This window comes from Nocardioides pacificus (assembly GCF_054775955.1).
This window is the reverse complement of sequence record NZ_BAAHCI010000005.1, coordinates 1230451-1255924: the sequence shown is the minus strand read 5'-3', so window position 1 is coordinate 1255924 and position 25474 is coordinate 1230451. Positions and strand designations below refer to the sequence as shown.

Sequence of the window (25474 nt, the reverse complement as noted above, 5' to 3'; positions counted from 1 at the left end):
ACGTCGGTTGCTGCGCAACCTGCTCGACCACCGAAGAAGTGCCCTGCTGGACCACAGCGGAGGGGCACGGCCTGCTCCTCAGATCCGCACACTCCGTCGGGCCGAGAAGCCTCCTGTCCGTATCCTCGGCCCGTGCCCACTACCCCGAGCCATGACCCAGCCATGTTCTCGGCACCTCTACGCGACCAGTTCGAGTCGTTCGTCGACGACCATCGCCGCGCGCTCTCCCACTGCCTCGACGGGCTCACCGAGGACGAGGCTCGCCGGTCGCTGGTGCCCTCCAGCACGACGCTGCTCGGACTCGTCAAGCACGCGCGGTTCGTCGAGCAGGTGTGGTTCGACGAGGCCATCACAGGCCGCATGCGCAGCGAGATCGACTGCCCCGCGGACCCCGAGGAGTCGTTCGTCCTCCGCGAGGGCGACACCATCGAGACGGTGCGAGCGGCCTACGACCACACGTGCGAGGCGTCTCGCACGGCCACAGCACCTCTGGGGCTCGACGACGTCGTCCAGGGCAATCGTCGAGGACCTCTGCCGATGCGCTGGATCTTCCTCCACGTCCTGCGGGAACTCGCCCAGCACTGCGGCCACGCCGACATCCTGCGAGAGCAGATCCTCGCCGCCCGCAGTCCGGCCTCGACCTAGATTGCGGGAACCGGCCGGTCACCCCGATCACGCGGCCCGCACATCGGGCGCCTCAAGGGCTACGTAGTGGCCGACGCACCTGAGCGAGGCCCGCGGCGCGGAGCCTGAGCAGCACCCGGCCAGCCTCACCTCCGGCGCAGACGCCCCGCGAGCCAGACGATCAGCCCGAGTCCGGCGAACCCGCCGGCCAACGCCAACCAGGCCCAGACATCCTCCGAGACGCCCTCGCCCTCCGACGCGTCGTCGTCACCGTCAGCGTCGTCACCGTCAGCGTCGACATCGGCCGCCTCCTGCCGCCCGGATGCCCCCGCTGAGGGCTCGGCCGAGGGCTCCTCCGTCGGTTCCGCAACCGCCTTCCGCACCCCTGCCGGCAGCCTGAGCTCCAGCACCGGCGCTGCCAGCCCCTCCGAGCTGAGCAGCACCCGGCCACGCCTGTCGACGGCGATCCCCTCCCCCTGCTCCTGGTCCGGCAGGTCCATCGACCCCACCTCGGCCAGCTGCGGGAAGGTGTAGACCGTCGCCCCCGTATAGCTGCGCACGATCAGGTGCCGCCCGTCCGGGAAGAACGCGCCGTCCGTGGCGATCCCGATCACCGGCCCGATCGCCCTCATCCGGTTGGGCGCAGCCGGGTCCAACCGCGGTGGCGCCGCATAGACCGTGCCGCCGAACACCGACTTGCTGACCACGAAGAGCCGGCCGGTCACGGGGTGGGAGAGCAGAGTCTCCGCGTCGCGGGCGCCGTCGGGATAGACGAGGTCGATGACCGGCTCCGAGCCCCAGAGCTCGCCGCGCCCCACCGGCACCCGGACGACCTGGATCGAGTCGCGCGACGCCCCGTTGTCGCCGATGTCCCCGACCCACACCGTGCCGTCCGGACCGGGAGCGAGCGCCTCGACGTCGTCGGGCCGGCCGTCGTCGGTCCCCGGGTCCCACCGGGTCACCCCCACCGTCTCCCCCGAGCCGGGGTCGACGACGAACGCCCGCGCCGCGTCACCGGAGTCGTTGACGGTGACGACCAGACCGTCGGTCGCGACCAGGCCGCTGGACTCGACGATCTCGGGGTCGGCGAACGAGAAGAGCACGTCGGGCTCGACGCCGGACCCGCTCGCGGCACTCAGCCCGAGGGCGAAGGGGACGGCCAGGAGCAGCGCCCCTGCCGTCTCACGCGTCCACATGCTCCTCGAGCAGCAGCGCCAGCTTGGGCTGGATCGCCCACGTCTCGACGAGGTCGTCGTACTCCTTGCGCACGCCGCCGCCCTTGACCGGCTTGCCCGTGCGGATCGCGCGGAGCATGGTGTTGCGCGGGGTGTGCTCGCTGCCGACGAACTCGACCACGTCGACGCGATAGCCCTGCAGCCGCATCAGCGAGGCACGCAGCGCGTCGGTCAGGGTGTCGGCGAAGCGCTCGCGCAGGATCCCGTGCCGGGTCAGCAGCGAGTACGGCGCGGGGGTGGGACTGCGGCGGAGCTGGGCGGCGATGTCGTTGTGGCAGCAGGGTGCGGCCAGCACCAGCGAGGCACCCCAGCCGACGGCGCGGGCGAGCGCCTCGTCGGTGGCGGTGTCGCACGCGTGCAGGGCGAGGACCACGTCGGGCGGCTCGGGGAGCTCGGCGCCGGCGATGGTGCCGACCACGAACGAGGCGTCCACACCGAGCTCGCCGGCCACCGAACTGTTGTGCTCGCGCGACTGCTCCTTGACGTCGACGCCGGTGAGCGCGACGGGCAGGCCGCGGACCGTGGAGAGGTAGTGCTGCGCCGCGAACGTCAGGTAGGCGTTGCCGCAGCCCAGGTCGACGATGCGCAGCGGGTCCTCGGCGGTCGGCTTGCGCAGGTGCGCGCCGCTCAGTGCCTCGGTCAGCGAGCTGTCGAGCAGGCGGAGGAACTCCTCGACCTGGCGGTACTTCGCCTGCCGGGTCGGCTTGATCCGCCCGTGCGCGTCGGAGATGCCGAGCGCCTTGAGCACCGGGTCGTCCTCGGCGAGCAGCCGCGGCTTCTCGCGGTCGTGGCCGCGCTCGACCTCGACCTCCTCGACCCGGTCCGCCGTGTGCACGAGCGCCTCGAGCTTCTTGGTCACCCGCACCTGGTGGGTCTGGGTGGTCGTCTCGACGTGCCAGTTGGCGAAGGGCATGTCGAGGAGGTCGTCGACGGCGTCGCGGGCGGCGTCGCCGGCGAGGTGGTTGCTGGTGTGCGCCTGCGTCTCGTCGTAGGCCACGACCTGCAGGTGGCGCCCGGCCTTCAGGTCGACGTAGCGCAGCTCGACCCGCTTCCAGGGCGGCTGCTGGCCCTTCTGGCGGCCGGTCGCGACGGCGCGGACCAGGCCCTCGGGGTCGAGCAGGTGCCCGCGCATGCGGGACAGGACACGGAGGAGGGGCTCGGACACGGTGCTCCGGGAGGCTTCTCTAGAGGAACGAGGCGATGACGACGATCACGATCAGCGCCGCCAGCGCCACGGGGATCACGAGTCGGCGTTGGCGGGGGTTCACCGCTCGATCCTAGACGCGAGCAGCTCGGCCAGGTGCATCGCCGGGACGCCCGCGAGGTCGTCGAGCTGGATCCGGCACGACATCCCGTCGGCCAGCACGATCGCGTCCGGGTGCGAGCGCACCGCCGGCAGCAGCTGGGTCTCGGCGACCGCCACCGACACCTCGTAGTGCCCCTTCTCGACGCCGAAGTTGCCGGCCAGCCCGCAGCAGCCGCCGACCTTCGTCACGACTGCGCCGGCGCGACGCAGCAGACGCTCGTCGGCGTCCCAGCCGAGCACGGACGACTGGTGACAGTGGGGCTGCGCGACGATCTCGACGCCGGTGAGGTCGGGCGGAGTCCAGCCCTGCTTCTCCAGCAGCTCGGCGAAGGTCATCACCCCGCGCGACACCTCGAGGGCGCGCGGGTCGTCGAGCAGCTCGACCGCGTCGCTGCGCAGGGTCGCGAGGCACGACGGCTCGAGGCCGATGATCGGCACGCCGCTGGCGACGTACGGCGCGAGCGTGGCGACCGTGCGCGCCATGATCGAGCGGGCCTGGTCGAGCTGGCCGGTGGTGATCCAGGTCAGCGCGCAGCAGGCGGGCTCGGGGATCACCGAGACCCGCAGGCCGGCCGCCTCGAGCACCTCGATCGCCGCCATCCCGCCGCCGGGCAGGAAGTGGTTGGTGAACGAGTCGGCCCAGATCCACACGTCGGGTGTCTGCACCGGAGTGCTTCCACCCCCCTTGGACAGAGCCTTGGCGCGCGCCTTGGCCTGCGACTTGAGCGACTTGGGCGCGAAGGCGGGGATCGACCGGCGCTGGTCGATGCCGGCGGTGGCCTTGGCGACGCGCGCCAGCGGGCCGAGCTTGAGCGCCCGGTTGGCCAGCGGCGTCACCGGCTGAGCCAGCTTGGCCCACTTCGGCAGCCGCCCGAGCGTGTAGTGGCTGCGGGGGCGGCGCTTGCCCTTGTACTGCTGGTGCAGCACCTCGGACTTGTACGTCGCCATGTCGACGCCCGTGGGGCAGTCGCGGCCGCAGCCCTTGCACGACAGGCACAGGTCGAGCGCGTCGTGGACGGCCGGGTCGTCGAGGCCGCGCACGAGCTCGCCGTCGAGCGCCTCCTGGAGCACGCGTGCGCGGCCACGGGTGGAGTCCTTCTCGTCCCGCGTCGCGTCGTACGACGGGCACATCACGCCGCCGCCGGGCCCGGCGACGCACTTCCCGACGCCGGTGCAGCGATGCGCGCCGTTGGCGAGCGAGCCGGCGTCGTGGGTGAGTCGCAACATCGGCAGCGGCTCGTGGCGCGGCCGGCCGGGGCGCAGCGACCCGTCCAGCGGGTCCGGGTCCACCAGCACACCGGGGTTCAGCACGTTGTCCGGGTCGGCGATGGCCTTCGCGGCGGCGAACAGCCGCAGCGAGTCCTCGTCGTACATCAGCGGGAGCAGCTCGGAGCGGGCCCGGCCGTCGCCGTGCTCACCCGACAGCGAGCCGCCGTACTTCTGCAGGGCGCGCGCGGAGTCGAGCAGGAACGCGCGGAAGCTCGCGCCGCGGTCCTCGAAGCGGAAGTCGATGCGCACGTGCACGCAGCCGTCGCCGAAGTGGCCGTAGGGGACGCCGTCGAGGTCGTGGTCCTTGAGCAGCGCGTCGAAGTCGCGCAGCCAGGCGCCGAGGTGCTCGGGCGGCACGGCAGCGTCCTCCCAGCCGGAGTAGGCGGGGCGGCTGAGGCTGCGGGCGGCCAGCCCGGCGCCGTCCTCGCGGATCCGCCACAGCGCGGCCGACTCGGCCGGGTCGGTGACGACGCGGTGCTCCAGCGCGCCGGCCGCGGCGACCACGCGCTGGGCGATCGCGTCCGCCTCGGCGGCGGTGTCGGCGGTGACCTCGGCGAAGAGCCAGCCGGCCCCGCGCGGGAGCGGCGGCACCGAGCCGCCGGTGGCGCGGACGATGTCGACGATGCGCGCGTCCAGGCCCTCGCAGGCCACCAGCGGCTGGTCGAGCAGCGCGGGCACCGCGTCGGCAGCCTCGAACATGTCGGGATAGCCGAGCACCACCAGCGTGCGCACGGGAGCGTCGCGCACCAGCCGGACGTCGGCCTCGAGGATCAGGCCGAGCGTGCCCTCGGAGCCGGCCAGGAACCGGTCGACCCGGCCGCCCTGCTCGGGCAGCAGCTGCTCGAGGGAGTAGCCGCTGACCTGGCGGGTGAAGCGGCCGAAGTTGGTCCGCACGTGGCTCAGGTGGTCACCGGCCAAGGCCCGCAGCCGGTCGGCGGTGGCCCCATGCCCCGCCCCGTGTCCGGTGCTGTCGCTTGCGCCGGGGCCGAGCGTGGCCTGCTCGCCGTTGCCGAAGACCACCTTGAGGCCCTCGACGTTGTCGGAGCTGCGGCCGTAGCCGAGCGCACGCGAGCCGCAGGCGTTGTTGCCGATCATCCCGCCGACGGTGCAGCGGGTGTGGGTCGACGGGTCGGGGCCGAAGCGCAGCCCGTGGGGGGTGGCCGCGCGCTGCAGGGTGGCGTGCACCGTGCCCGGCTGGACCCGGGCCGTGGCGGACTCGACGTCGAGGGAGATGACGTTGTTGAGGTGGCGCAGCGTGTCGACGACGATGCCGGGACCGATGGCGTTGCCGGCGATCGAGGTGCCCGCGCCGCGCATGGTGACGGAGGTGCCGAGGCTGCGCGCGACGTCGAGTACGGCGAGCAGCTCGTCGGGGTGGCGGGGCCGGACGACGGCCTGCGGGACGATCCGGTAGAGCGAGGCGTCGGAGGAGTACAGCGCCCGCGAGAGCGTGGAGTCGTCGACGTCGAGCACGTCGCGCCGTCGCAGCTCGGCGACCAGGTCCGTGCCGCTGAGCGTCTCCTGTGCCACCGTCACGTCTCCTCTCGCGGCCCGATTCGGCCGCCGTCATCCTCCCACGGCACGCACCTCGGACCGCAGGCCCGTCCGGGTCCCGGAGACCAGGTGTGACGGAGACCGGGTGTGACGGGCCGGGCTCACCAGTGCTGCATCGAGCTCCGGAAGACACCGGCCAGGTCCGCGGCCGTGACCGAGCGAGGGGCGGTCGCCAACAGCCGCTGCTGCTTGAGCGCACCCTCCACGAGCGCGTCGACGTCGCTCTCGCCGTACCCCACCTCGGCCAGGCCGTTGGGGATGCCGATGTCGCGCATCAGCGCGCGCAGCACGCCGGGGAGGGTGTCGGCGCCGTTCTCGGTGACGTCCGGGTCGAGCATCCGGGCCGCGGCGAGGTGGCGGGCGGGGTCGGCCTCGAACGTGAAGGCGAACGCCGCCGGCGCCGTCAGCGAGACCGCCATCCCGTGCGGGACCATCGCCTCGTCCTGCGGGTAGCCCGCGGGACGGTAGTCGCGCACCCGACCGGCGATCGGGTAGGCGTTGGCATGCGGGATGTGGACGCCGGCGTTGCCGAAGCCCAGGCCGGCGAAGGTCGCGGCCAGCGCCATCTGCTCGCGCGACTCCACGTCGTCGCCGTTGCGGACGGCGGTGCGGAACGCGCCCGCGAGCAGCCGCAGCGACTTCTCCGCCCACATGTCGGCGACCGGGTTGGCACCGCAGTAGGGCACCCGCTGTTGGGGCTCCTTGGCGTCGAAGTCGGCGTACCACCGGGCGGTCCAGCTCTCCAGGGCGTGGCACAGGATGTCCATGCCGGAGGCCGCGGTCACCATCGTCGGCTGGGACATCGTCAGCCGGGGGTCGACGACCGCGAGCGTCGGGCGCAGCCGCGGGTGGCTGATGCCGGTCTTCACGTGCAGCGCCAGCACGTCGAGCACGCAGATCGTGGTGCTCTCGCTGCCGGTGCCGGTGGTGGTGGGCACGGCGACCAGCGGCAGCAGCGGCTTCTCGGGTGCGCGCGCCTTGCCCACGGGCGCGTTGATGTAGTCCATCAGCTCGCCGGGGTTGGTCGTCAGCAGGTTGACCGCCTTCGCGGTGTCGATCGCGCTGCCGCCGCCGACTGCGACGATCGCGTCGAAGGGTCCGGCGTCACGGGCGAACGAGATGGCGTCGGTGAGCGACTCGTCGGTCGGCTCCACGTGGCTCCGGTCGTACGTCGTCACGTCGATGCCGCACTCGGCGATCTCCTCGGCGATCCGCGCCGGGTGGCCGGTCGCCGCGACCCCCGGATCGGTGACCAGCAGCACGCGCCACGCGCCGTACTGGGTCAGGTCGTAGCCGATCTCGCTGGACGCGCCGGGGCCGAACTTCAACGCCGGAGCCGCATAGGTGAACACCGTCTCGCGCATGGCGCCACAGTAGCGATCTCACGCCGCGACGGGGCCGAACCCAGGACGCCCCGAGCGCCCGCGCCCTACGATCGGGCGGGGGCATCGTCAGGAGGAGAGCCATGCGTCGCTGGCGGGCCGCCGTGCTGCTGGCGCTGGCTTGTGCGGCCGCGCTGGCGGTCTGGGTCGCAGCGCCCAGACTTACGTCGTCTCAGGATCCGGGCGCGCCGGACGGGTCCCCCACCGGGTCAGCGGGCCCGGGGACCGGCACCGCACCCCGACCCGTGGTCGACGGCGACCGGCTCGTCGACCGGCGCACCGGGGAGACCTTCATCCCTCGCGGCGTGAACTGGTCGGGCTTCGAGTACCCCTGCGCCCAGGGCTGGGCGCTCTCCGCCCTGGTCGACGTGGTGGCGCAGGACCCAGCCGCCAGCGAGGCCCGACTGATCGCGGACTGGGGCGCCACCACCGTGCGGATCCCGCTCAACCAGGACTGCTGGCTGGGCACCCGGGAGGCGCCGGTCGACGAGAGCGCCGGCCCGGGCGACGAGCCGGCGGTCGCGGACTATCGCGCCGAGGTCGTCGGGTTCGTCGACGCTCTCAACCAGGCGGGGTTGGTGGCCGTGCTCGACCTGCACAGCCGCAAGCGGGCCGGGGAGCCGGAGTTCGGCAACCTGGCGATGCCCGACGAGGACTCGCTGGCCTTCTGGACCTCGGTCGCCACCACCTTCCGCGACCACCCGTCGGTGATGTTCGACGCCTTCAACGAGCCCTACTCACGCTTCGACGACGCCCGCGGGGAGTGGGCGTTCGAGCTCACCTGGGCGTGCTGGCGCGACGGCGGGTGCACGCCGCCTGCCGAGGACGACCGGGTGCCGCCGTCGGGCGCGACGTACACCGCCGTCGGCATGGCCGACGTCGTCGCCGCGATCCGGGAGGCGGGTGCTCGCCAGCCGGTGCTGCTGGGCGGTCTCGACTATGCCAACGACCTGTCGGGCTGGCTCGAGCACCGGCCCTACGACGACCAGCTGGTGGCGGCGATGCACAGCTATGACTTCAAGCAGTGCGGCACCCGGGAGTGCTGGGACGCGGTGCTCACTCCCCTGGCCCAGCAGGTGCCGCTGATCACCGCGGAGCTGGGGGCCGAGGACCCGTCGTCGTCGTACGTCGCGGACTATCTCGCCTGGGCCGAGGAGACCGACACCGGCGTGCTGTTCTGGGTGTGGGCCCGGCACGGCGACGACCCGATGTCGCTGCTCGACGCGGGCAGCGACACCCCCCGCTCGCCGTACGGTCAGCTCGTCGCATCGTGGCTGCGGTCCATTTCCAGGTGAGATCTCCACCGGCCTACACCTGCGGGGAACGTGTCGGCCAGCACACGGCCAAGGGGACGGAAGTCCCTGCGCGGCCCGGCCCGTGTCCCTAGTCTGAGGTAGGGACTCGGCCCGCCCAGGGGGGTGCGAGTCAGGAGGACACCATGCGAACGATCACCAGGAAGGGACAGTCCGAGGCGGGACGCGCGGCGACGGATCGCACCTCGGTGGGCGCGGGAGTGCTCGGCCTCGTGGTCACGCTGGTCATCTTCACGGTCGTCTTCGTCGGCTTCCTGATCGCCCCGTTGGTCGTGCTCGGGCTGGCCTTCCTCGCCTATCTCCTGATGCGGCCCCGCCAGCGGTCGACGTCTCGCCGCGAGAGCGACCCGGGCGGTCTCGTCGTCCGGTCCCCGGGCGGCTTCGGATCGGGTGCGTCGTGACCACCTCGACGTCCGGTGAGGCGAGGAGCGCCGCCGCCGGCTTCCCTCCCCCTCCCGAGACGCCCCCTCCAGAGACACCCCCTCCCGAGACACCGCCCGAGACCGATTCGAGCGACCTCGCCGACCAGGAGCAGCTGCTCGCCCCTGCGCTCGTCGAGGGCCCCGAGGAGGCCGAGCGGATGCTCGCCCTGCTGCTCGAGCTCGAGCTGGTGGGGCCCGGCGACGTCGCGATGGCACGCCGCCAGAACAGCAGGACAGGTGAGCACGTCGGCGACATCCTGGTCGCCTACGGCGCGCTGGACGAGGACGACCTCGTCGCAGTCCTCGCGGATCGGTCGGGTCTCGACCGGGTCAGTCTGGACGGCTTCGTCCCCGACCTGGAGATCGCCCGGCGGCTGCCCGCCACCACCGCACAGGCGCTGCGCTGCGTCCCCGTCGGCGAGGCCGACGGACTGCTGTTCGTGGCCGTCGCCCGGCCGCTCGACCCGATGCCCCTGGCCTACCTCGAGGACGTGGTGGGTCTACCGGTCCGCCAGGTGATGGCGAACCGCAGCGAGATCGACCAGGTGCTGCAGCGCGTCCACGCGGACGTCTGGAGCCACGCGGCGGTGTCGTCGCTGATGGAGTCGCGCCCCGACGACTCCGCGCACGTCGTCATCTCGCCCGCCCAGAAGATCTCGTTCATCACGCTGGCCGTGGCGGTCCTCGTCTGCGCAGTGATCTGGCCGATGGGCACCGCCATCGGGTTCATCGCCGTGTGCAGCGCCTTCTATCTCGCCGCGTCGTCCTACAAGCTGCGGCTGACGCTGCGTGCGCTCGGCACCCACTTCGAGACCGACGTGACCGACGCCGACCTCGCCGGGCTCGACGAGCGCGCACTGCCGACGTACACGATCCTCGTGCCGCTCTATCGTGAGGCCGGGATCGTCCCGCGCCTGGTGCGCGGCATCAACGCCCTCGACTACCCGCGCACCAAGCTCGACGTGAAGCTGCTGTGCGAGGAGGACGACCCCGAGACCGTCGAGACGATCCGCGACCTGGACCTGCCACCGCACTTCCACCTGGTGGTGGTGCCCGATAGCCAGCCGCGGACCAAGCCGAAGGCCTGCAACTACGGACTGTTCCTGGCGGAGGGACGGTTCTGCGTGATCTTCGACGCCGAGGACCGCCCCGACCCCGACCAGCTCAAGAAGGCCGTCATCGCCTTCGACCGGGCCGGCCCGGAGGTCGCCTGCGTCCAGGCCAAGCTCAACTACTTCAACCAGGACCAGAACCAGCTCACCGCCTGGTTCGCCAACGAGTACTCCATGCACTTCGAGCTGGTGCTCCCCGCCATGGCCGCCGACCGGGTGCCGATCCCCCTGGGCGGCACGTCCAACCACTTCATCACCGAGCGGCTGCGCGAGCTCGGCGGGTGGGACCCCTTCAACGTCACCGAGGACGCCGACCTCGGGATGCGCCTGCACCGCGAGGGCTACCGCACCGCGATGATCGACTCGACGACGCTCGAGGAGGCCAACAGCAGCCTCCCCAACTGGATCCGCCAGCGCAGCCGCTGGATCAAGGGCTACCTGCAGACCTGGCTCGTCCACATGCGCCACCCCTTGACGTTGCTGGGCCAGCTCGGGCCGAAGGACTTCCTCAGCTTCAACCTGACCATGGGCAGCGCCTTCCTGCTCCTGATCAACCCGATCTTCTGGGCTCTGACCACGCTCTACGTCTTCACCGAGGCCGACCTGATCCGTCAGCTCTTCCCCAACTTCGTCTTCTACGTCGCCGCCTCGATGCTGTTCATCGGCAACTTCGTCTTCGTCTATCTCAACGTGGCGGGCAGTCTGCAGCGCGGCCAGTTCGGTCTGACCCGCCATGCCCTGCTCTCGCCGCTCTACTGGGGCCTGATGAGCTGGGCCGCCTGGAAGGGCTTCGCGCAGCTGTTCACGAACCCGTTCTTCTGGGAGAAGACCGAGCACGGGCTCGATGAGGCGAAGCCATGACCGCCGTCCTGGTGCCGCCACCCCGGCAGAGGCCGGAGATGGTGCAGAACTCCGGCAAGCGGGTGCACGACATCCCCCGCCGCCGGCTGGAGAGCCTCGCCGTCTTCCTGACGCTCACCACGGCCTACGCCGTCCTGGGCTACTGGCTCATCGTGGACCTGCATGTCGTGGGCTTCGAGGTGCTGGACCGCTTCAACCGGGCGCTGATGATCTTCCACAACGATCCGGCCAAGCTGTCGGCCGTCGGCTTCGACCACGCGCCGCTGGTGACGCTGGCGATCACCCCGCTGACGGTGTCCGGCACGGTGGCCAAGTCGCTGGTGCTGGTGCCGCTCGGGTCCGCGGTGTTCGCCGGGCTGATCGCGGTCGTCCTGAACACGATGATGCGCCGCGCGGAGATCGCCGGCCCCCTGCGCGTGGCGGTGCTGGTGGCGCTGGCGCTCAACCCGATGTTCGCGTTCTACGGCAGCAACGGCGCCCACGCCCTGCTCTGGCTGGCGCCGGTGGTCGTGGCCTTCGGGGCTCTGCTCGCCTGGTACGTCACGGCCGACATCCGCTTCGTGATGATCGCCGGTCTGGCCTTCTCCGCGGCCGCGCTCACCGGCTACAGCAGCCTGCTCTGGCTGTGCCTTTCCCTCGTGATGATCATCGTCGTCCTCGCGCACGCCGGCGCCGACGGCAAGGAGGTGGAGGGCACCACCGTGGGGTTCAGCAGCCCCACGACCTACGTCGTCGCGCTGTGGTGCGTCTTCAACGCGCTGCTGCTCGGCAGCCCCATCGCCTGGATCACCGAGCGCAACAGCGGCGTGGGCCAGATGGGGGGCGACCAGTCGGCCGGTGAGCTTGCGCGCGCGACGTGGGACCTCGTGCTCAGTGCCGCCCCGCTGGCCCTCGTGGTCCTGCCTGCCCTGCTCGTCGCCGCCGTGCTCACCCGCAACGGCTTCTCGGCCTGGCTCGGCCTGGCGCTCGTGCTGGCCGTCGCCGCACCCGCCGCCTCCGCGGCACTCGACCTCACCGACAACCCGATGGCGATGCGCGACGGGCTCCCGATGCTGGTCTTCAGCGTGATCGGCGCGATCTGGCTGGTCCGGGTGCTGCCCGGCGGCGGCGCGCTGGTGACGGGTGGGTTGATCCTCGGGCTGGTGGTGAGCATCCCCCTCACCTTCCGTGCCATGTCCGACTATCCCCACCAGAGCCTCGAGGCGCAGTTCGCGGACGCGATCCGCACCCAGGACTCCCAGGAGGGCGCCATCTCGGCCGACGGAAGGGTGGTCGGGATCGTCGACGAGCTCGCCATGGCGACCTACATCGAGGACCACGTCACCGAGCACGGCTCGGTGCTCACCGACAACTCCAACACCTTCGCCGTCATCCTGCTGACCGGGGAGCCCGAGCTCTTCTTCGACCGGGTGGACCACGGTGACGGCGCGTGGCACGACGCAGCCGACGCGCCCCCGGACACCGTGGACTACCTGCTGCTCTCGACCAACGTCGCCAAGGATCTGCTCAGCCAGCGCTTCGCCGACGCGGTCGACGGCACCGACCCTCGACTCGACACGGTCTATGCGACCGAGCGCTACGTGCTGGTCGGCGTCCCTGCCGACTTCACGACGACGAAGCAGACCGAGGGACACGATCCCAACCGGGACGACACACCTCTCGATCTCACCTCCGGAGGTGAGTGATGGACGTCGACGCTCGCCGCCTCGACCGCACGACCACTCGTCTGCTCCCTCTCGGGGCCGCCCTGCTCGCCCTGCAGCTGGCGACCGGCTGCGGACTCGGGGTGGGCTCCGACGCACCAGAGGCCACCGTCACCACGACGGTGACGGCGTCGCCGGGCGCGGCGGAGACCCCAGGCGCCGCTGCCGGCGCCACCGCCGCGGCCGCCGCCCTCGACGAGCGCAGGTTCTTCTCCGCCGACTCCCCGTGGAACGTCCGCGTCGACACCGTCGGCATCGATGAGCGCTCCTCGGAGATGATCGCCCTGGCCAAGGAGCGGATCGGCGTCATCGAGCAGGAGGGCGACCTCCCCCCGCGCACCCAGCGCCGCGTCGTCGACGAGGGCATCTACATCAACACCGAGGCCTGGACGACCCCTGTCGTCGCCGGAGGCGTGCCGACCGACCTGGTGTGCCGGCAGCTCACCTGTGGCGACGAGATCGAGGGCGACTCGCTCGCCGTACCGTCCGACATCGACCCGGACGCCCGCTACGACGGCTGGTTCACGATCGTCGACCTCGACAGCGACACCGCCTACGACCTGTGGCGTGCCCGGCGCGAGGACGACGGCACGATCAGCTACCACTTCGCCCGCCGGTGGAACCTCGACGGCACGGGCTACGGCGAGCCCCAGCTTGTGGGGGCCCGTGGCTCGGGTCTCCCGCTCTTCGCCGGGCTGATCCGCCCGGGCGAGCTCGAGGCGGGACGGATCGAGCACGCCCTCGCGCTCAGCGTGCCGGGCCCGGCGCAGCGCACCTTCGTCTCCCCCGCCTCCTCGACCGACGGCAACGGACGCGGTGCGTCGCTGCCCGAGGGGGCCCGGGTCCGGTTGCGCAGCGACGTCGTCCTGCGACCCGCCATCGACCCGCTGACCGGCGAGGAGATCGAGCTCACCATCCAACAGCGCCGGCTGGCCGACGCCATCGTGGCGACGCTGCGGACCTACGGGGCCATCATCGTCGACCGCGCTGCCGTGCCCACGCTCTATGCCCAGCGCGACGCCACCGCGGGCCTCCTCGCCGGCAACGAGCTGCAGGGGCTCACGCTCGACGACTTCGAGGTCCTCGAGCTCGGCACCCGCTACAAGTACCCGCCCGACGCCGAGCCGGAGCCAGGGACAGCGAGCGGGACCGAAGCCCACGAGCAGGACGGGGAGGAGACGCAATGACCAGCCCGCACGGCTCGCACGACAGGGGGCGCACCGGGGTCGCGCGGACCAGAGCAGCGATGATGCTGAGTCTCTCGCTGGGCCTGTCCCTGAGTCTGTCCGCCGTCGCCTGCACCAGCGACCAGGGGGACGAGGCCACCGACGTCGTCAACCGTGAGCAGGCTCAATCGGCCGCCCAGGAGCGCCGCGACCGAGCGCAGATCGAGGCGGCGCGCGAGGCGCTCCCCGATCGCCCCTCCGGCATCGTCGACATCGACGGCGCCACCCGGGGCTCGTTGACCGCCGATGCGGCCGAGGCCCAGGAGGGCAGTAGCGGACTCGCCCAGGTCCGGGTCGGTGACAACGGTGCCGAGGAGGCGTTCGCGAGCCTGTGCGCGGGCGGTGTCGACCTGGTCGACTCGGCCCGGCCGATGAGTGAGGCGGAGTGGCGGGTCTGCCAGGACGCCGGGCTCGACGTCGTCCAGCTCCAGATCGCGTCCGAGGCGGTCGTGGTGGCGATCCGCTCCGAGACCGACGTCGGCGGTGACTGCCTGTCCGTGCCCGAGGTCGAGGAGATCTATCGGGCCGGCTCGCCCCTCACCAACTGGAACCAGCTCGGCCTCGACGACGTGACGCTGGGGGTGGGGGGCCCCGACAGCGAGAACAACGCCTTCGGGTTCTTCGGTCGCACCGTGCTCGACGCGCCCGAGCCCTCGATGGCCAACCTCCGCTCCGACTACCGCGCCTTCGACACCGACGCCGGCAGTCGGGAGTACGTCGTCGGGCGCGGCCAGGACCAGGACCTCGCCCGCTGGGCGGTCACCCGCAAGCGCCAGGCTGCCGATGCTCGCCGGGTCCTCGTCGCCGCGCGCCAGAGGCTGTACGACGCGAAGACCGAGGTGCGGGCGGCCACCGAGGAGCGGGACAAGGGCATCCGAGACCAGCGCAGTGCCGCCGACCAGGCGGCCGACCAGGCCCGGCTCGACACGGCCTACCAGGTCCGCGGCAAGGCCCTCGGCGCCTACCGGACGGCGGATGCCGCCCACCGGGTCGTGGCTCGGCGCAGCTCCCAGGCGAGCGCCGCGCTCGCGCGCATCAACGCGGTGCACGGCCGGGTGGCCTACTTCCGCTTCAGCTACTACGAGCTCTTCGAGGATCAGCTGCGCCCCTTCGAGGTGACCGACGAGGGCGAGGACGACTGCATCTTCCCGAGCCAGCGCACGATCACGAGCGGCGCCTACCCCCTGGGCCGCCAGCTGCTGATCACCACCACCACGCGCTCCCTGGAGCGCAGCGAGGTGCGCAGGTTCCTGACCGGCTATCTCACCGGAGCGCAGGACCAGGCGACCTCGGAGCGGCTGGTGCCGCTGCCCGACGCACTCGTGGCGACCCAGCTCGCGTGGGTCGCGGGCGGGACCGAGCCTGAGGTGTTCATCCCCGACGACGCGACCGAGGCCACGCCCGCCCCTCCCCCGGAGCCGGTGTCATGAGCGTCGTACGCCGTGGCCGGGAGCACTCGACCTGGCGAGCACCGGTCGCGGCCGTCGCGGCCGCCCTCACCCTGGTGCTGGCCGCTGGCGCCGTCCCCTCCGCGGGTGCGGTCGCCCGTGACCGCTCGGCGACGACCTCCTCCCGGGGGGAGTCCGACCCCACGACCGCCGCCGTCGCACGGCGGGCGCGGACTGACGCGGCGGTGCGCGTGCAGCGCGTCACCGTGAAGTGGACGGGCACCGACCGCCGCAAGCGCTTCACCAGGACGGCCGTCGTGCCGGGGATCGGCCACGCGACCTTCGTCTGCCGCCCCGGCGCGACGATGCTCCGGCTCTATGCGAGCGACCGGAGCGCGGAGACCCAGATGTGGATCGCGAAGTACGAGACCAAGAGCGACCGCGCGGTCGTCGCCGTGAAGGTTCCTCGCATCTACACCTTCTCCGATGCGGCCGACGACGGGACCGGCGGCACCGGGCGCTATGCCCACGAGGGCCTCAACCAGCGGACCCGCATCGAGAACCACTCGTCGGGCTATCTGCACGGCGTGATCAGTCAGCGGCCCGGTCGCCACCAGCCCGCGGGGGCGGCGACCACCGCGCCGGCGACCTCCTTCCGGCTGGACTGGTGGTGGAACGGCTTCCACCACCCCCCGCGCTACCGCTCGTGCTCGGTCAAGGCGGTCTTCAAGACGCGCACCGATGTGCGGCCAGGGCTCGACTGGCCCGAGCTCAATTGGCCCGAACTCAATTGGCACGGACTCAATTGGCACGGTGACGCGGACGCGCTCGGCCACGAGGAGACCTCGGCGCCCTACCCGGCCATCGGTCGGATGTCGCTGCGCTGCGAGACCGGCCGCAACGGCGACGCGTCGTTCTGGCTGACGCCGACCGCCTCCGACGCCCGGGTCTGGGTCGAGTACGTCACCGGAGAGGGGCTCGTGGAGAACCACGTCGAGACGATCGGCCTCGGGTACGACGACGAGCGGGGGACGGTGGGCCCCTTGGACCTGCCTCAGAACGGCATGCTGCGGCTGTGGTGGACCGTGGCGGGTCAGACGCGCGCGTTCATCGTGTCGTCCTACCGCGTCACGAACAACGTCGCGCACCCCAAGCTGAACGTCTGCGAGGTGGCGGTCGCTCCCTGGTGAGCAGCGCGTCGATCGGGCTCGAGCGCTCGTGGGATCGGGCTGGGATCGGGCTGGGTTCGAGCTGGGGCAACAGGCGCCTCTCGGCCGGGGAACAGCCCCGCCACGAGCGCGGCACACCTCGCGATCCGAACGCCGGTCGGGGCCTGGAGGATCTAGGCTGGAGGTGCACTCGGGTGTCCGAGGACTGAGGTGGAGGTGGGCGATGAGCACCCGACCCGCACCCACGGTGATGGCCGTGATGGGCCGCGCCGGCGTCGTGCCCGATGCCACGACGGACGCTGAGTCCGCCACCGGGCCGGCCGTCACGCGGCCGTCCCCAGCTTCAACCCCAGCTTCAACCCCTGCATCGACCCCAGCTCCGGCCCTTGCGCCGCCTCCGGTCGACGCCTACACGACCGCCCAGCAGATCGGACGCGCAGCCGTCGCCAGGGCCAAGGACCGTCCCGTGCCGCCACCGCGCCGGACGCCGGCGCTCGAGCGACCCCGCCGCCAGCTGTCCACGCGCGAGCAGTCCCCGCAGGTCGAGGGGTCCCCGCTCTCCGAGCAGGTGGCGCGGATCCTCCGGGAGGCCGAGCTCGTCGCCCAGCAGATGCTGGACGACGCCGAGGCGGAGGCCAACCGACGCGCCGACCTGCTGATCTCGCAGGCCGAGCTGGTCGCCGAGATGATCCGCAGCTCCGCTGAGCGCGACGCCGCCGCCCTCCTGGCTGCCGCACCCGAGCCGTCACAGGCCGCCCGGGTCCGGGTGCTGCTGACGGACCCGGACGCGCAGGTCGACCCAGACGCTCAGGTCGACCCGGACGCTCAGGCCGGCCCGAACCCTCAGGCGGACTGAGCAGCAGCGACCTCGAGCGCGTGCACCACGACGTCCAGGACCGGCCACTCCGACAGGCCCAGCTGCGAGAGCGGGACCCAGGCGACCCGGTCGGTGGTGCCGTCGACCTCGGTGACCTGCGGCTCCACGCCGTCGGGCACGGTCGCGCCATAGATCAGGTGCACGCCGTGGAAGTCCTCCGTGCGCCCGGACGGCGCGGTCCCCGTGAAGTGGACGTCGTGCACGTCGAGCAGCGGGCCGATCGTGCACTCGACGCCGCACTCCTCGCTCACCTCGCGGCCCAGCGCCTCGGCGGGGCGCTCGCCGTGCTCGATGCCACCACCCGGCAGCGTCCAGGCGCCCGGGTGGGCGGCGCGGGCGGAGAGCCGGGTGAGCAGCACGGCCGGCTCGGGCGTGTCGCGGCGCACGAGCGCGTAGGCCGCGACCCGCTGGGTGCGTGCGGGCCGGTGGTCGGCCAGCGCCTCGAGCACCATGGGCACGACAGGAAGAGTGCCGTCCAGGACCGCGGAGACGGGCTGCCAGGCCGCCTCGACCGTGGAGCCGTCGACCTCGACCACGCGTGGCTCGGGGGCGTCGATCGGGACCCAGCCGTCATAGACGATGCGCAGCGCGTGGGCGTCGACGCGTCGGCCGTCGCGCCACGCCCCGGGGAGGTGGGCCGAATAGACCCGCGCCTGGTCGCCGACGCTCGCATCGAGCCCGGTCTCCTCGAAGACCTCGCGCACCACCGCGTCGCGCGGGTCCTCACCGTGGTCGATCCCGCCACCGGGCAGGGTCCACAGCTCCTCGACGGAGATGTGCGGTGCGAGGCGGGACAGCAGGATCCGTCCGCTGCGCACGATCACGGCGTACGCCGCGACCCGCTGCCGGCGTGGAAGGTTCCCCATGTGTCACAACCTATCGCCCTGGGTACCGTGGGGTGATGCCTGCCAAGCCACGTGACCCCTGGCTGGACAACGCCAAGATGCTGCTGGTCACCGCCGTGGTCGTCGGTCACGCGCTGGTGCTCATCCCTGCGAGCGACCTCACGGGGCGCGTCTACGACGCGATCTACTACGTGCACATCCCGGCGTTCGTGCTGATTACCGGCTATCTGTCGCGCAGCTTCGAGTGGACCCGCCGCCACTTCCGCTCGCTGGTGACCACGTTGCTGCTCCCCTACCTGGTCTTCGAGGGCCTCTTCGCGCTGTTCCGGCAGGAGGCGGGCGGCGAGGAGCCCCTCGAGCGGCTCTGGCTCGATCCGCACTGGCCGATGTGGTACCTCGCCGTGCTCATGGTCTGGCGCCTGGCGACGCCCGTGCTCAAGCGGCACTGGGTCGCCATCCCCGCCTCGGTCGTGATCAGCCTGCTCGGCCCGCTGGTCAACGCGGAGGTCTTCGACCTCAACCGGGCGATGGCGCTGCTGCCCTTCTTCGTCCTCGGCCTGCACTTCACCGGCTGGGAGCTCGAGCAGGTGCGCCGCCCCCGCGCCTGGCTCGCCGGCCTGGCCACGATCGCCGGCCTGTGGTGGCTGGCGGGGCGCACCGACGCCTGGATCAGCACGGAGTGGCTCTACCAGCGCTCGTCGTACGACGACATGGGGGCGGCGGTGCCCGGGGCCTTCGCCGACCGGGGCCTTCTCCTCCTCATCGGCGTCGTCAGCGCGTTCGGCGTGCTCACGCTCATCCCGCACGGTCGGTCCTGGATCACCCGGGCCGGTCGCTACAGCATGGTGGTCTACCTGCTCCACGGCTTCGCGGTGAAGGGGGCCGGCTACGCCGGTTATGACGAGTGGCTCCCGGAGCGGCCGGGGGCGCAGCTGCTGGTGACGGTGCTGATCGGCATCGCCCTGTCCAGCCTGCTGTCCTGGGAGCCGGTCGCGCGAGCCCTGGCCCACCTCGTCGATCCCGTCAACGAGATCACCCGGCTGGTGCGTCAGCGCCGGTCGAACCGGCGCTCCGGCTCTCCCGACCACACGTCGGGAGAGGGGCCCCAGGAGGGCAGCACAGCCGAGCGGGGGACCTCGTCCAAGGTGAGCGCCTCGAGCCGGTCCGGCGCCTGACCTCCCAGGTGGTGGGGATACCACGGCGCGTACTCCCCCGGCCTGGGGCGATGCTCGGGCCGCAGCTGCAGCGCCTCCAGCATCTCCGTCAGCCGCCCCCCGAGCCGATGGGTCCACGCGCTGAGGTCCTCGCCGGACGCCACGGCCATCGGCTCGCCGAAGTGGACGTCGACCTGACGCCCCCGCGTCCAGTCCGGCCCCGGCTCCCGGCCGGCGACGGGCCGGCCGACGCTGTAGATCCGCTGGCTGCCCCAGATCGCGACCGGCACCACGGGGACGCCCGTCTCGCTAGCCAGGGCCGCCACGCCGCGCATCAGCGGGCGCACGGTGTAGGAGTAGGAGATCCCGGCCTCGGGAAAGACGCAGACGGCCTCTCCCTCGCGCAGCATCCGCCGCGCTCGCAGGTACGCCGCGGCTGGGGCTCGGCGGTCGACGGGGATGTGCTGCATCGCGCTGAGCGCGCGCCCGGCGACCGGGTGACCCCAGGCGTCGTGCCGCGCCATGAACCGGACGTGGCGATCTCGCTGGAGAGCCGCCTGTCCGATGAAGACGAAGTCCGGGTAGGACACGTGCGTGGCCGCGAGCAGCACCGGGCCGGAGCCGGCGACGTGCTCGAGCCCCTCCCAGCGGGTCCGGATGCCCAGCCCTCGCAGGAGCGTGCCACCGACAGCCGCGCTGAGGCGATAGGCCCCCGTGCTCACGTGAACGGCGGACGGGCGTCGCGCGCCACGGAGCGGCGCCCGGCCCACGCCCACACCCGGGCGGCGCGGTCGCGGTCCTCGTCGGTGACGAGGTTGCCCATCCAGCGCAGCGCCAGCGTCATCATCCAGTCCGAGCGCATGCCCACGGGGCCGAGCGTCGGCAGCAGCCGGGGCACGGTCACCAGGCCGGCCAGCCGACGCGCGATCGAGAACGCCTCGCCGTAGTGCTCGCGCAGCAGGGCCGGCCAGGCAGTGGACAGGTCCTCGGTGCCGCTGTCCAGCAGCTCCACGAGCAGGCGGCCGGTCTCGAGCCCGTAGTCGATGCCCTCCCCGTTGAGCGGGTTCACGCAGCCCGCGGCGTCGCCGATCAACGCCCAGTTGCGCCCCGCGACGTGCGAGACCGCGCCGCCCATCGGCAGCAGGGCCGACGTCGGGGCCCGCAGGTCGCCGGACAGGTCGAACTCCTCGCGGCGCTGGTCGGCGTAGTGCTTCATCAGCGGACGCAGCGCCACGTTGGCGGGGCGCTTGGCGGTCGCCAGGGTGCCGACGCCGATGTTCACCTCGCCGGTGCCGAGCGGGAAGATCCAGCCGTAGCCGGAGAGGATCTCGCCCTCCTCCCCACGAAGCTCGAGGTGACTGCTGATCCACGGGTCGTCGGAGCGGGAGGACTCGATGTAGGAGCGCCCGGCCACGCCGTACACGGTGTCGCGGTGCCACTCGCGGCCCAGCAGCTTGCCGAGCGGGGAGCGCACGCCGTCGGCCACGACCAGCCGCCGACACGCGACCTCGACCCGCTCACCGGCGTGGTCGAAGACGACGGCGGCGAGCCGGTCGCCGTCCATCCGCACGTCCACGGCGCGGGCGCCGTCGACAGCCGCGGCACCGGCCTTGATGGCGGTCGTGCGCAGGTGGTCGTCGAGCTCGGTGCGCGCCACCGCCGAGCCCCAGTCGGGCAGCGAGCCGCCGGGCCAGGGCAGGTGCAGCGTCTGGCCGAAGCCGTGGGCGCGCAGGCCCTGGTTGACCGTGTGCGCGCGCAGCCAGTCCTCGAGCCCGAGACGCTGCAGCTCCCCGATCGCGCGCGGCGTCAGACCGTCCCCGCACGTCTTGTCGCGCGGGAAGACCGCGGCGTCGACCAGCAGCACGTCGAGGCCGGAGCGGGCGGCCCAGGCGGCGGCGGCGGAGCCCGCGGGGCCGGCGCCGACCACCAGCAGATCAGTCTGGGCGGGGAGTGTGCTCACCGGTCAATTCTGACAGGCGGCCCCATCTGCGCCCCAATCCGGACCGGCCGCCGAGCCCGCCCCCTCTTCGTCAGGCGGGCCGCAAATGGCGGACGGCCCCGCCTCCCGAGGGAGACGAGGCCGTCCGAGACGTCGAGCGTCAGTTCTGGTAGGACCCGAAGTCGAAGTCGTCCAGAGCGACAGCAGCACCGCCACCGGTGTTGCCGAACTCGTAGTCGTAGGAGTCGTAGCCCGTGACGGAGTACGCCGCGGCGCGGGCCTCCTCGGTCGGCTCCACCCGGATGTTGCGGTACCGCTCGAGGCCGGTGCCCGCCGGGATCAGCTTTCCGATGATCACGTTCTCCTTCAGACCCAGCAGCGAGTCCGAGCGACCGTGGATCGCCGCGTCGGTGAGGACGCGGGTGGTCTCCTGGAAGGAGGCCGCCGAGAGCCACGACTCGGTCGCCAGCGAGGCCTTGGTGATGCCCATCAGGACCGGACGTCCCGAGGCCGGCTGACCGCCCTCGGAGACGACGCGACGGTTCTCCTCCTCGAAGCGCACCCGGTCGACCAGGTCGGAGGGCAGCAGGTTGGTGTCGCCCGACTCGATGACCGTGACCCGGCGCAGCATCTGCCGCACGATGATCTCGATGTGCTTGTCGTGGATGGCCACACCCTGGCTGCGGTACACGGTCTGCACCTCGTCCACCAGGTGCTCCTGCGCACGGCGCACACCGAGGATCCGCAGGACGTCCTGCGGGTCGGGCGTTCCGTTCGTGAGCATCTGGCCGACCTCGATGTGCTGGCCGTCCTCGACCATGAGGCGCGAGCGCTTCGAGACCGGGTACTCCTGGACCTCGGAGCCGTCGTCGGGGGTGACCAGGACCTTGCGGGCCTTGTCGGTCTCCTCGATCTCCACGCGACCGGCCGCCTCCGAGATCGGCGAGCGACCCTTGGGCGAGCGGGCCTCGAAGAGCTCCACGACGCGGGGCAGACCCTGCGTGATGTCGTCGGCCGAGGCCACACCACCGGTGTGGAAGGTGCGCATGGTCAGCTGCGTGCCGGGCTCACCGATCGACTGGGCCGCGATGATGCCGACGGCCTCGCCGATGTCGACGAGCTTGCCGGTGGCCAGCGAGCGGCCGTAGCACTTGGCGCACGTGCCGGTGCGAGCCGAGCAGGTCAGCACCGAGCGGACCTTGACGATCTCGATCCCGGCAGCGATGAGCTCGCCGATCTTGACGTCGCCGAGGTCCTCACCGGCGGCAGCGAGCACGTCGCCGGTCACCGGGTGCACGATCTCGACAGCGGCCGAGCGGGCGTAGGCGGCGGTCTCGGCGTTCTCCGCCATGACGACGGTGCCCTCCGAGGTGCGCTCGCCGATCCGCTTGGGCAGACCGCGCTCGGTGCCACAGTCGTCCTCGCGGATGATGACGTCCTGCGAGACGTCCACCAGACGACGGGTCAGGTAGCCCGAGTCGGCGGTACGCAGCGCGGTGTCGGCCAGACCCTTGCGGGCACCGTGGGTCGCGATGAAGTACTCGAGAACCGTCAGGCCCTCACGGAAGTTCGACTTGATCGGGCGCGGGATGATCTCGCCCTTCGGGTTGGCCACCAGACCACGCATGGCCGCAACCTGCCGGATCTGGTTCATGTTTCCGGAGGCGCCAGAGTCGACCATCATGAAGATCGGGTTGGCGCGGTCGAAGTTGAGCTCCATCGCCTTCCCGACCTCGGCCGCGGCCTGGGTCCAGATCTCGATGAGCTCCTGGCGACGCTCGTCGTCGGTGACCAGACCACGCTCGAACTGCTTCTGGACCTTCTCGGCCTGAGCCTCGTAGCCGGCGAGGATCGTCTTCTTGTCGTCCGGCGTCGTGACGTCGTCGATCGACACCGTCACGCCCGAGCGGGTGGCCCAGGCGAACCCGGTGTCCTTCAGCGCGTCCAGCGAGGCCGCGACCTCGACCTTGGTGTAGCGCTCGGCCAGGTCGTTGACGATCGCGCCCAGGGCCTTCTTGCCCACTTCGTAGTTCACGAAGGGGTAGTCGGCCGGCAGGGTGTCGTTGAAGATCGTGCGGCCCAGCGTGGTCTCGAGCGTGAGCGACTGACCGGTCTCCCAGTCGGCGCCGTGGTCCAGCGGCGGAACCACGTCGTCGAGGCGGATCCTGACCTTGCTCTGCAGCGAGATCTCGCCACGGTCGAAGGCCATGATCGCCTCGGCGGGCGTCGAGAACGCACGACCCTCGCCCGGCTCGCCCTCACGGTCGGTGGTGAGGAAGAACAGGCCGATGATCATGTCCTGGGTCGGCATGGTCACGGGGCGACCGTCCGACGGCTTCAGGATGTTGTTCGTCGACAGCATCAGGATCCGCGCCTCGGCCTGGGCCTCGGCGGACAGCGGCAGGTGCACCGCCATCTGGTCACCGTCGAAGTCGGCGTTGAACGCCGAGCACACGAGCGGGTGGATCTGGATGGCCTTGCCCTCGATCAACTGGGGCTCGAAGGCCTGGATGCCGAGGCGGTGCAGCGTGGGCGCACGGTTGAGCAGCACCGGGTGCTCGGTGATGACCTCTTCGAGGACGTCCCACACGACCGGGCGGGCGCGCTCGACCATCCGCTTGGCGGACTTGATGTTCTGCGCGTGCGACAGGTCGACCAGGCGCTTCATCACGAACGGCTTGAAGAGCTCGAGCGCCATCTGCTTGGGCAGACCGCACTGGTGCAGCTTCAGCTGCGGACCCGACACGATGACCGAACGGCCCGAGTAGTCCACGCGCTTGCCGAGCAGGTTCTGACGGAAGCGACCCTGCTTGCCCTTGAGCATGTCGGACAGCGACTTCAGCGGCCGGTTGCCCGGGCCGGTGACGGGACGACCGCGACGGCCGTTGTCGAACAGCGAGTCGACGGCCTCCTGCAGCATCCGCTTCTCGTTGTTGACGATGATCTCCGGCGCGCCGAGGTCGAGCAGCCGCTTGAGGCGGTTGTTCCGGTTGATCACGCGACGGTAGAGGTCGTTGAGGTCCGAGGTGGCGAAGCGGCCACCGTCGAGCTGGACCATCGGGCGCAGGTCCGGCGGGATGACCGGGACGGCGTCGAGGACCATGCCCTGGGGCTGGTTGCCGGTCTTGCGGAACGCGTCGACGACCTTGAGGCGCTTGAGGGCGCGGACCTTCTTCTGGCCCTTGCCGGTCGCGATGGTCTCGCGCAGCGACTCGACCTCGGCCTCGACGTCGAAGTCCTGCAGGCGCTTCTGGATCGCCATGGCGCCCATGTGGCCCTCGAAGTACTTGCCGAACCACGTCTTCATCTCGCGGTACAGCATCTCGTCGCCCATCAGGTCCTGGACCTTGAGCGACTTGAACTGGTTCCAGACCTCGTCGAGGCGGTCGATCTCGCGCTGGGCACGGTCGCGCAGCTGCTTCATCTCCCGCTCGGCGCCGTCCTTGACCTTGCGGCGCGCGTCGGCCTTGGCACCCTCGGCCTCGAGGGTGGCGAGGTCCTCCTCGAGCTTGCGGGCGCGGTCCTCGATGGAGGTGTCGCGACGCTTCTCGAGGCGCTCGCGCTCCAGCTGCACCTTGCCCTCGAGCGAGGACAGGTCGCGGTGACGCGCGTCCTCGTCGACCGAGGTGATCATGTAGGCCGCGAAGTAGATGACCTTCTCGAGGTCCTTCGGGGCCAGGTCGAGCAGGTAGCCGAGGCGGCTCGGGACACCCTTGAAGTACCAGATGTGGGTGACCGGCGCGGCGAGCTCGATGTGGCCCATCCGCTCACGGCGGACCTTGGAGCGGGTCACCTCGACGCCGCAGCGCTCGCAGATGATCCCCTTGAAGCGCACGCGCTTGTACTTGCCGCAGTAGCACTCCCAGTCCCGGGTGGGACCGAAGATCTTCTCGCAGAAGAGGCCGTCACGCTCGGGCTTCAGCGTGCGGTAGTTGATGGTTTCCGGCTTCTTGACCTCGCCGTGGCTCCACGTCCGGATGTCGTCCGCGGTGGCCAGGCCGATCTGAAGCTGGTCGAAGAAGTTCACATCGAGCACGGTGGCTGCTGTCCTTCGTTTGATTCTTGAAAAATGTGTGGACCGAGGGCCGGGAGACG

At 71.5% G+C, this 25474-nt stretch carries 17 protein-coding genes and 1 pseudogene; 10 read left to right on the top strand and 8 right to left on the bottom strand.

Annotated elements, in window-relative coordinates:
* Positions 1-132 precede the first annotated feature (132 nt).
* Positions 133-645: a DinB family protein gene (locus tag ACYU7L_RS08590; protein WP_460795053.1), complete on the top strand. Its 513-nt coding sequence runs from the start codon at positions 133-135 to the stop codon at positions 643-645.
* A 125-nt stretch (positions 646-770) separates the two neighbouring features.
* Here the strand turns inward: ACYU7L_RS08590 and ACYU7L_RS08585 are convergent, their stop codons facing one another.
* The 4 genes from ACYU7L_RS08585 to ACYU7L_RS08570 all read right to left on the bottom strand — a co-directional run bounded on the left by ACYU7L_RS08585 (position 771) and on the right by ACYU7L_RS08570 (position 7352).
* Complete coding sequence (locus ACYU7L_RS08585) at positions 771-1820, bottom strand: hypothetical protein (RefSeq protein ID WP_460795051.1); 1050 nt, start codon at positions 1818-1820, stop codon at positions 771-773.
* Positions 1807-2991: a class I SAM-dependent methyltransferase gene (locus tag ACYU7L_RS08580; RefSeq protein ID WP_460795049.1), complete on the bottom strand. Its 1185-nt coding sequence runs from the start codon at positions 2989-2991 to the stop codon at positions 1807-1809. The genes ACYU7L_RS08585 and ACYU7L_RS08580 overlap by 14 nt, the downstream gene beginning before the upstream one ends.
* A 132-nt stretch (positions 2992-3123) precedes the next feature.
* Positions 3124-5970 carry an FAD-binding and (Fe-S)-binding domain-containing protein gene (locus ACYU7L_RS08575; protein ID WP_460795046.1) on the bottom strand — a complete coding sequence of 949 codons (2847 nt, stop codon included), beginning with the start codon at positions 5968-5970 and terminating at the stop codon, positions 3124-3126.
* A gap of 119 nt (positions 5971-6089) precedes the next feature.
* Positions 6090-7352 (bottom strand): hydroxyacid-oxoacid transhydrogenase, encoded by a 1263-nt coding sequence (locus ACYU7L_RS08570; RefSeq protein WP_460795044.1) that lies wholly within the window; start codon positions 7350-7352, stop codon positions 6090-6092.
* 101 nt (positions 7353-7453) lie between these two features.
* Between ACYU7L_RS08570 and ACYU7L_RS08565 the strand changes: the two genes are divergently transcribed.
* From ACYU7L_RS08565 to ACYU7L_RS08530, 8 genes are all read left to right on the top strand, one after another.
* On the top strand, positions 7454-8665 hold the full coding sequence (locus ACYU7L_RS08565) for a glycoside hydrolase family 5 protein (RefSeq protein ID WP_460795042.1): 1212 nt from the start codon (positions 7454-7456) through the stop codon (positions 8663-8665).
* Positions 8666-8808: 143 nt separating this feature from the next.
* The gene (locus ACYU7L_RS08560; protein WP_460795040.1) at positions 8809-9084 is read left to right on the top strand and encodes a hypothetical protein; all 276 of its coding nucleotides are present in this window, start codon (positions 8809-8811) and stop codon (positions 9082-9084) included.
* Entirely contained in the window at positions 9081-11078 is a 1998-nt protein-coding gene (locus tag ACYU7L_RS08555) for a glycosyltransferase (RefSeq protein ID WP_460795038.1), read from the top strand. The genes ACYU7L_RS08560 and ACYU7L_RS08555 overlap by 4 nt, the downstream gene beginning before the upstream one ends.
* Complete coding sequence (locus ACYU7L_RS08550) at positions 11075-12763, top strand: hypothetical protein (RefSeq protein ID WP_460795036.1); 1689 nt, start codon at positions 11075-11077, stop codon at positions 12761-12763. Before ACYU7L_RS08555 ends, ACYU7L_RS08550 begins: the two co-directional genes overlap by 4 nt.
* Positions 12763-13968 carry a hypothetical protein gene (locus ACYU7L_RS08545; RefSeq protein ID WP_460795034.1) on the top strand — a complete coding sequence of 402 codons (1206 nt, stop codon included), beginning with the start codon at positions 12763-12765 and terminating at the stop codon, positions 13966-13968. Before ACYU7L_RS08550 ends, ACYU7L_RS08545 begins: the two co-directional genes overlap by 1 nt.
* Entirely contained in the window at positions 13965-15437 is a 1473-nt protein-coding gene (locus ACYU7L_RS08540) for a PstS family phosphate ABC transporter substrate-binding protein (protein WP_460795032.1), read from the top strand. Before ACYU7L_RS08545 ends, ACYU7L_RS08540 begins: the two co-directional genes overlap by 4 nt.
* Positions 15434-16585: a hypothetical protein gene (locus tag ACYU7L_RS08535; protein WP_460795030.1), complete on the top strand. Its 1152-nt coding sequence runs from the start codon at positions 15434-15436 to the stop codon at positions 16583-16585. The genes ACYU7L_RS08540 and ACYU7L_RS08535 overlap by 4 nt, the downstream gene beginning before the upstream one ends.
* A gap of 202 nt (positions 16586-16787) precedes the next feature.
* Positions 16788-17420, top strand: coding sequence for a hypothetical protein (locus tag ACYU7L_RS08530; RefSeq protein ID WP_460795028.1), 633 nt, complete (start codon positions 16788-16790; stop codon positions 17418-17420).
* Here the strand turns inward: ACYU7L_RS08530 and ACYU7L_RS08525 are convergent.
* Positions 17408-18307 carry an NUDIX domain-containing protein gene (locus ACYU7L_RS08525; protein WP_460795025.1) on the bottom strand — a complete coding sequence of 300 codons (900 nt, stop codon included), beginning with the start codon at positions 18305-18307 and terminating at the stop codon, positions 17408-17410. The genes ACYU7L_RS08530 and ACYU7L_RS08525 overlap by 13 nt on opposite strands.
* Before the next feature lie 35 nt (positions 18308-18342).
* On the opposite strand from ACYU7L_RS08525, the pseudogene ACYU7L_RS08520 reads away from it, so the two are divergent.
* Positions 18343-19254 (top strand): annotated as a pseudogene (locus ACYU7L_RS08520) (acyltransferase family protein); the annotation flags it as partial.
* Between the two features lie 80 nt (positions 19255-19334).
* Here ACYU7L_RS08520 and ACYU7L_RS08515 read toward each other — a convergent pair.
* From ACYU7L_RS08515 to ACYU7L_RS08505, 3 genes are all read right to left on the bottom strand, one after another.
* Positions 19335-20162: a lysophospholipid acyltransferase family protein gene (locus ACYU7L_RS08515; protein ID WP_460795021.1), complete on the bottom strand. Its 828-nt coding sequence runs from the start codon at positions 20160-20162 to the stop codon at positions 19335-19337.
* A complete protein-coding gene (locus ACYU7L_RS08510) occupies positions 20159-21400 on the bottom strand; it encodes a geranylgeranyl reductase family protein (RefSeq protein ID WP_460795017.1) in 1242 nt (413 codons plus the stop codon). The genes ACYU7L_RS08515 and ACYU7L_RS08510 overlap by 4 nt, the downstream gene beginning before the upstream one ends.
* Before the next feature lie 139 nt (positions 21401-21539).
* Complete coding sequence (locus ACYU7L_RS08505) at positions 21540-25415, bottom strand: DNA-directed RNA polymerase subunit beta' (RefSeq protein WP_460795015.1); 3876 nt, start codon at positions 25413-25415, stop codon at positions 21540-21542.
* Positions 25416-25474: the final 59 nt, after the last annotated feature.

Coding starts and splice junctions, on each gene's coding strand:
- ACYU7L_RS08525 (WP_460795025.1), bottom strand. CDS start 18,307: ATGGGGAACCTTCCACGCCGGCAGCGGGTCGCGGCGTACGCCGTGATC.
- ACYU7L_RS08565 (WP_460795042.1), top strand. CDS start 7,454: ATGCGTCGCTGGCGGGCCGCCGTGCTGCTGGCGCTGGCTTGTGCGGCC.
- ACYU7L_RS08530 (WP_460795028.1), top strand. CDS start 16,788: ATGAGCACCCGACCCGCACCCACGGTGATGGCCGTGATGGGCCGCGCC.
- ACYU7L_RS08545 (WP_460795034.1), top strand. CDS start 12,763: ATGGACGTCGACGCTCGCCGCCTCGACCGCACGACCACTCGTCTGCTC.
- ACYU7L_RS08540 (WP_460795032.1), top strand. CDS start 13,965: ATGACCAGCCCGCACGGCTCGCACGACAGGGGGCGCACCGGGGTCGCG.
- ACYU7L_RS08535 (WP_460795030.1), top strand. CDS start 15,434: ATGAGCGTCGTACGCCGTGGCCGGGAGCACTCGACCTGGCGAGCACCG.
- ACYU7L_RS08585 (WP_460795051.1), bottom strand. CDS start 1,820: ATGTGGACGCGTGAGACGGCAGGGGCGCTGCTCCTGGCCGTCCCCTTC.
- ACYU7L_RS08550 (WP_460795036.1), top strand. CDS start 11,075: ATGACCGCCGTCCTGGTGCCGCCACCCCGGCAGAGGCCGGAGATGGTG.
- ACYU7L_RS08570 (WP_460795044.1), bottom strand. CDS start 7,352: ATGCGCGAGACGGTGTTCACCTATGCGGCTCCGGCGTTGAAGTTCGGC.
- ACYU7L_RS08560 (WP_460795040.1), top strand. CDS start 8,809: ATGCGAACGATCACCAGGAAGGGACAGTCCGAGGCGGGACGCGCGGCG.
- ACYU7L_RS08580 (WP_460795049.1), bottom strand. CDS start 2,991: ATGCGCGGGCACCTGCTCGACCCCGAGGGCCTGGTCCGCGCCGTCGCG.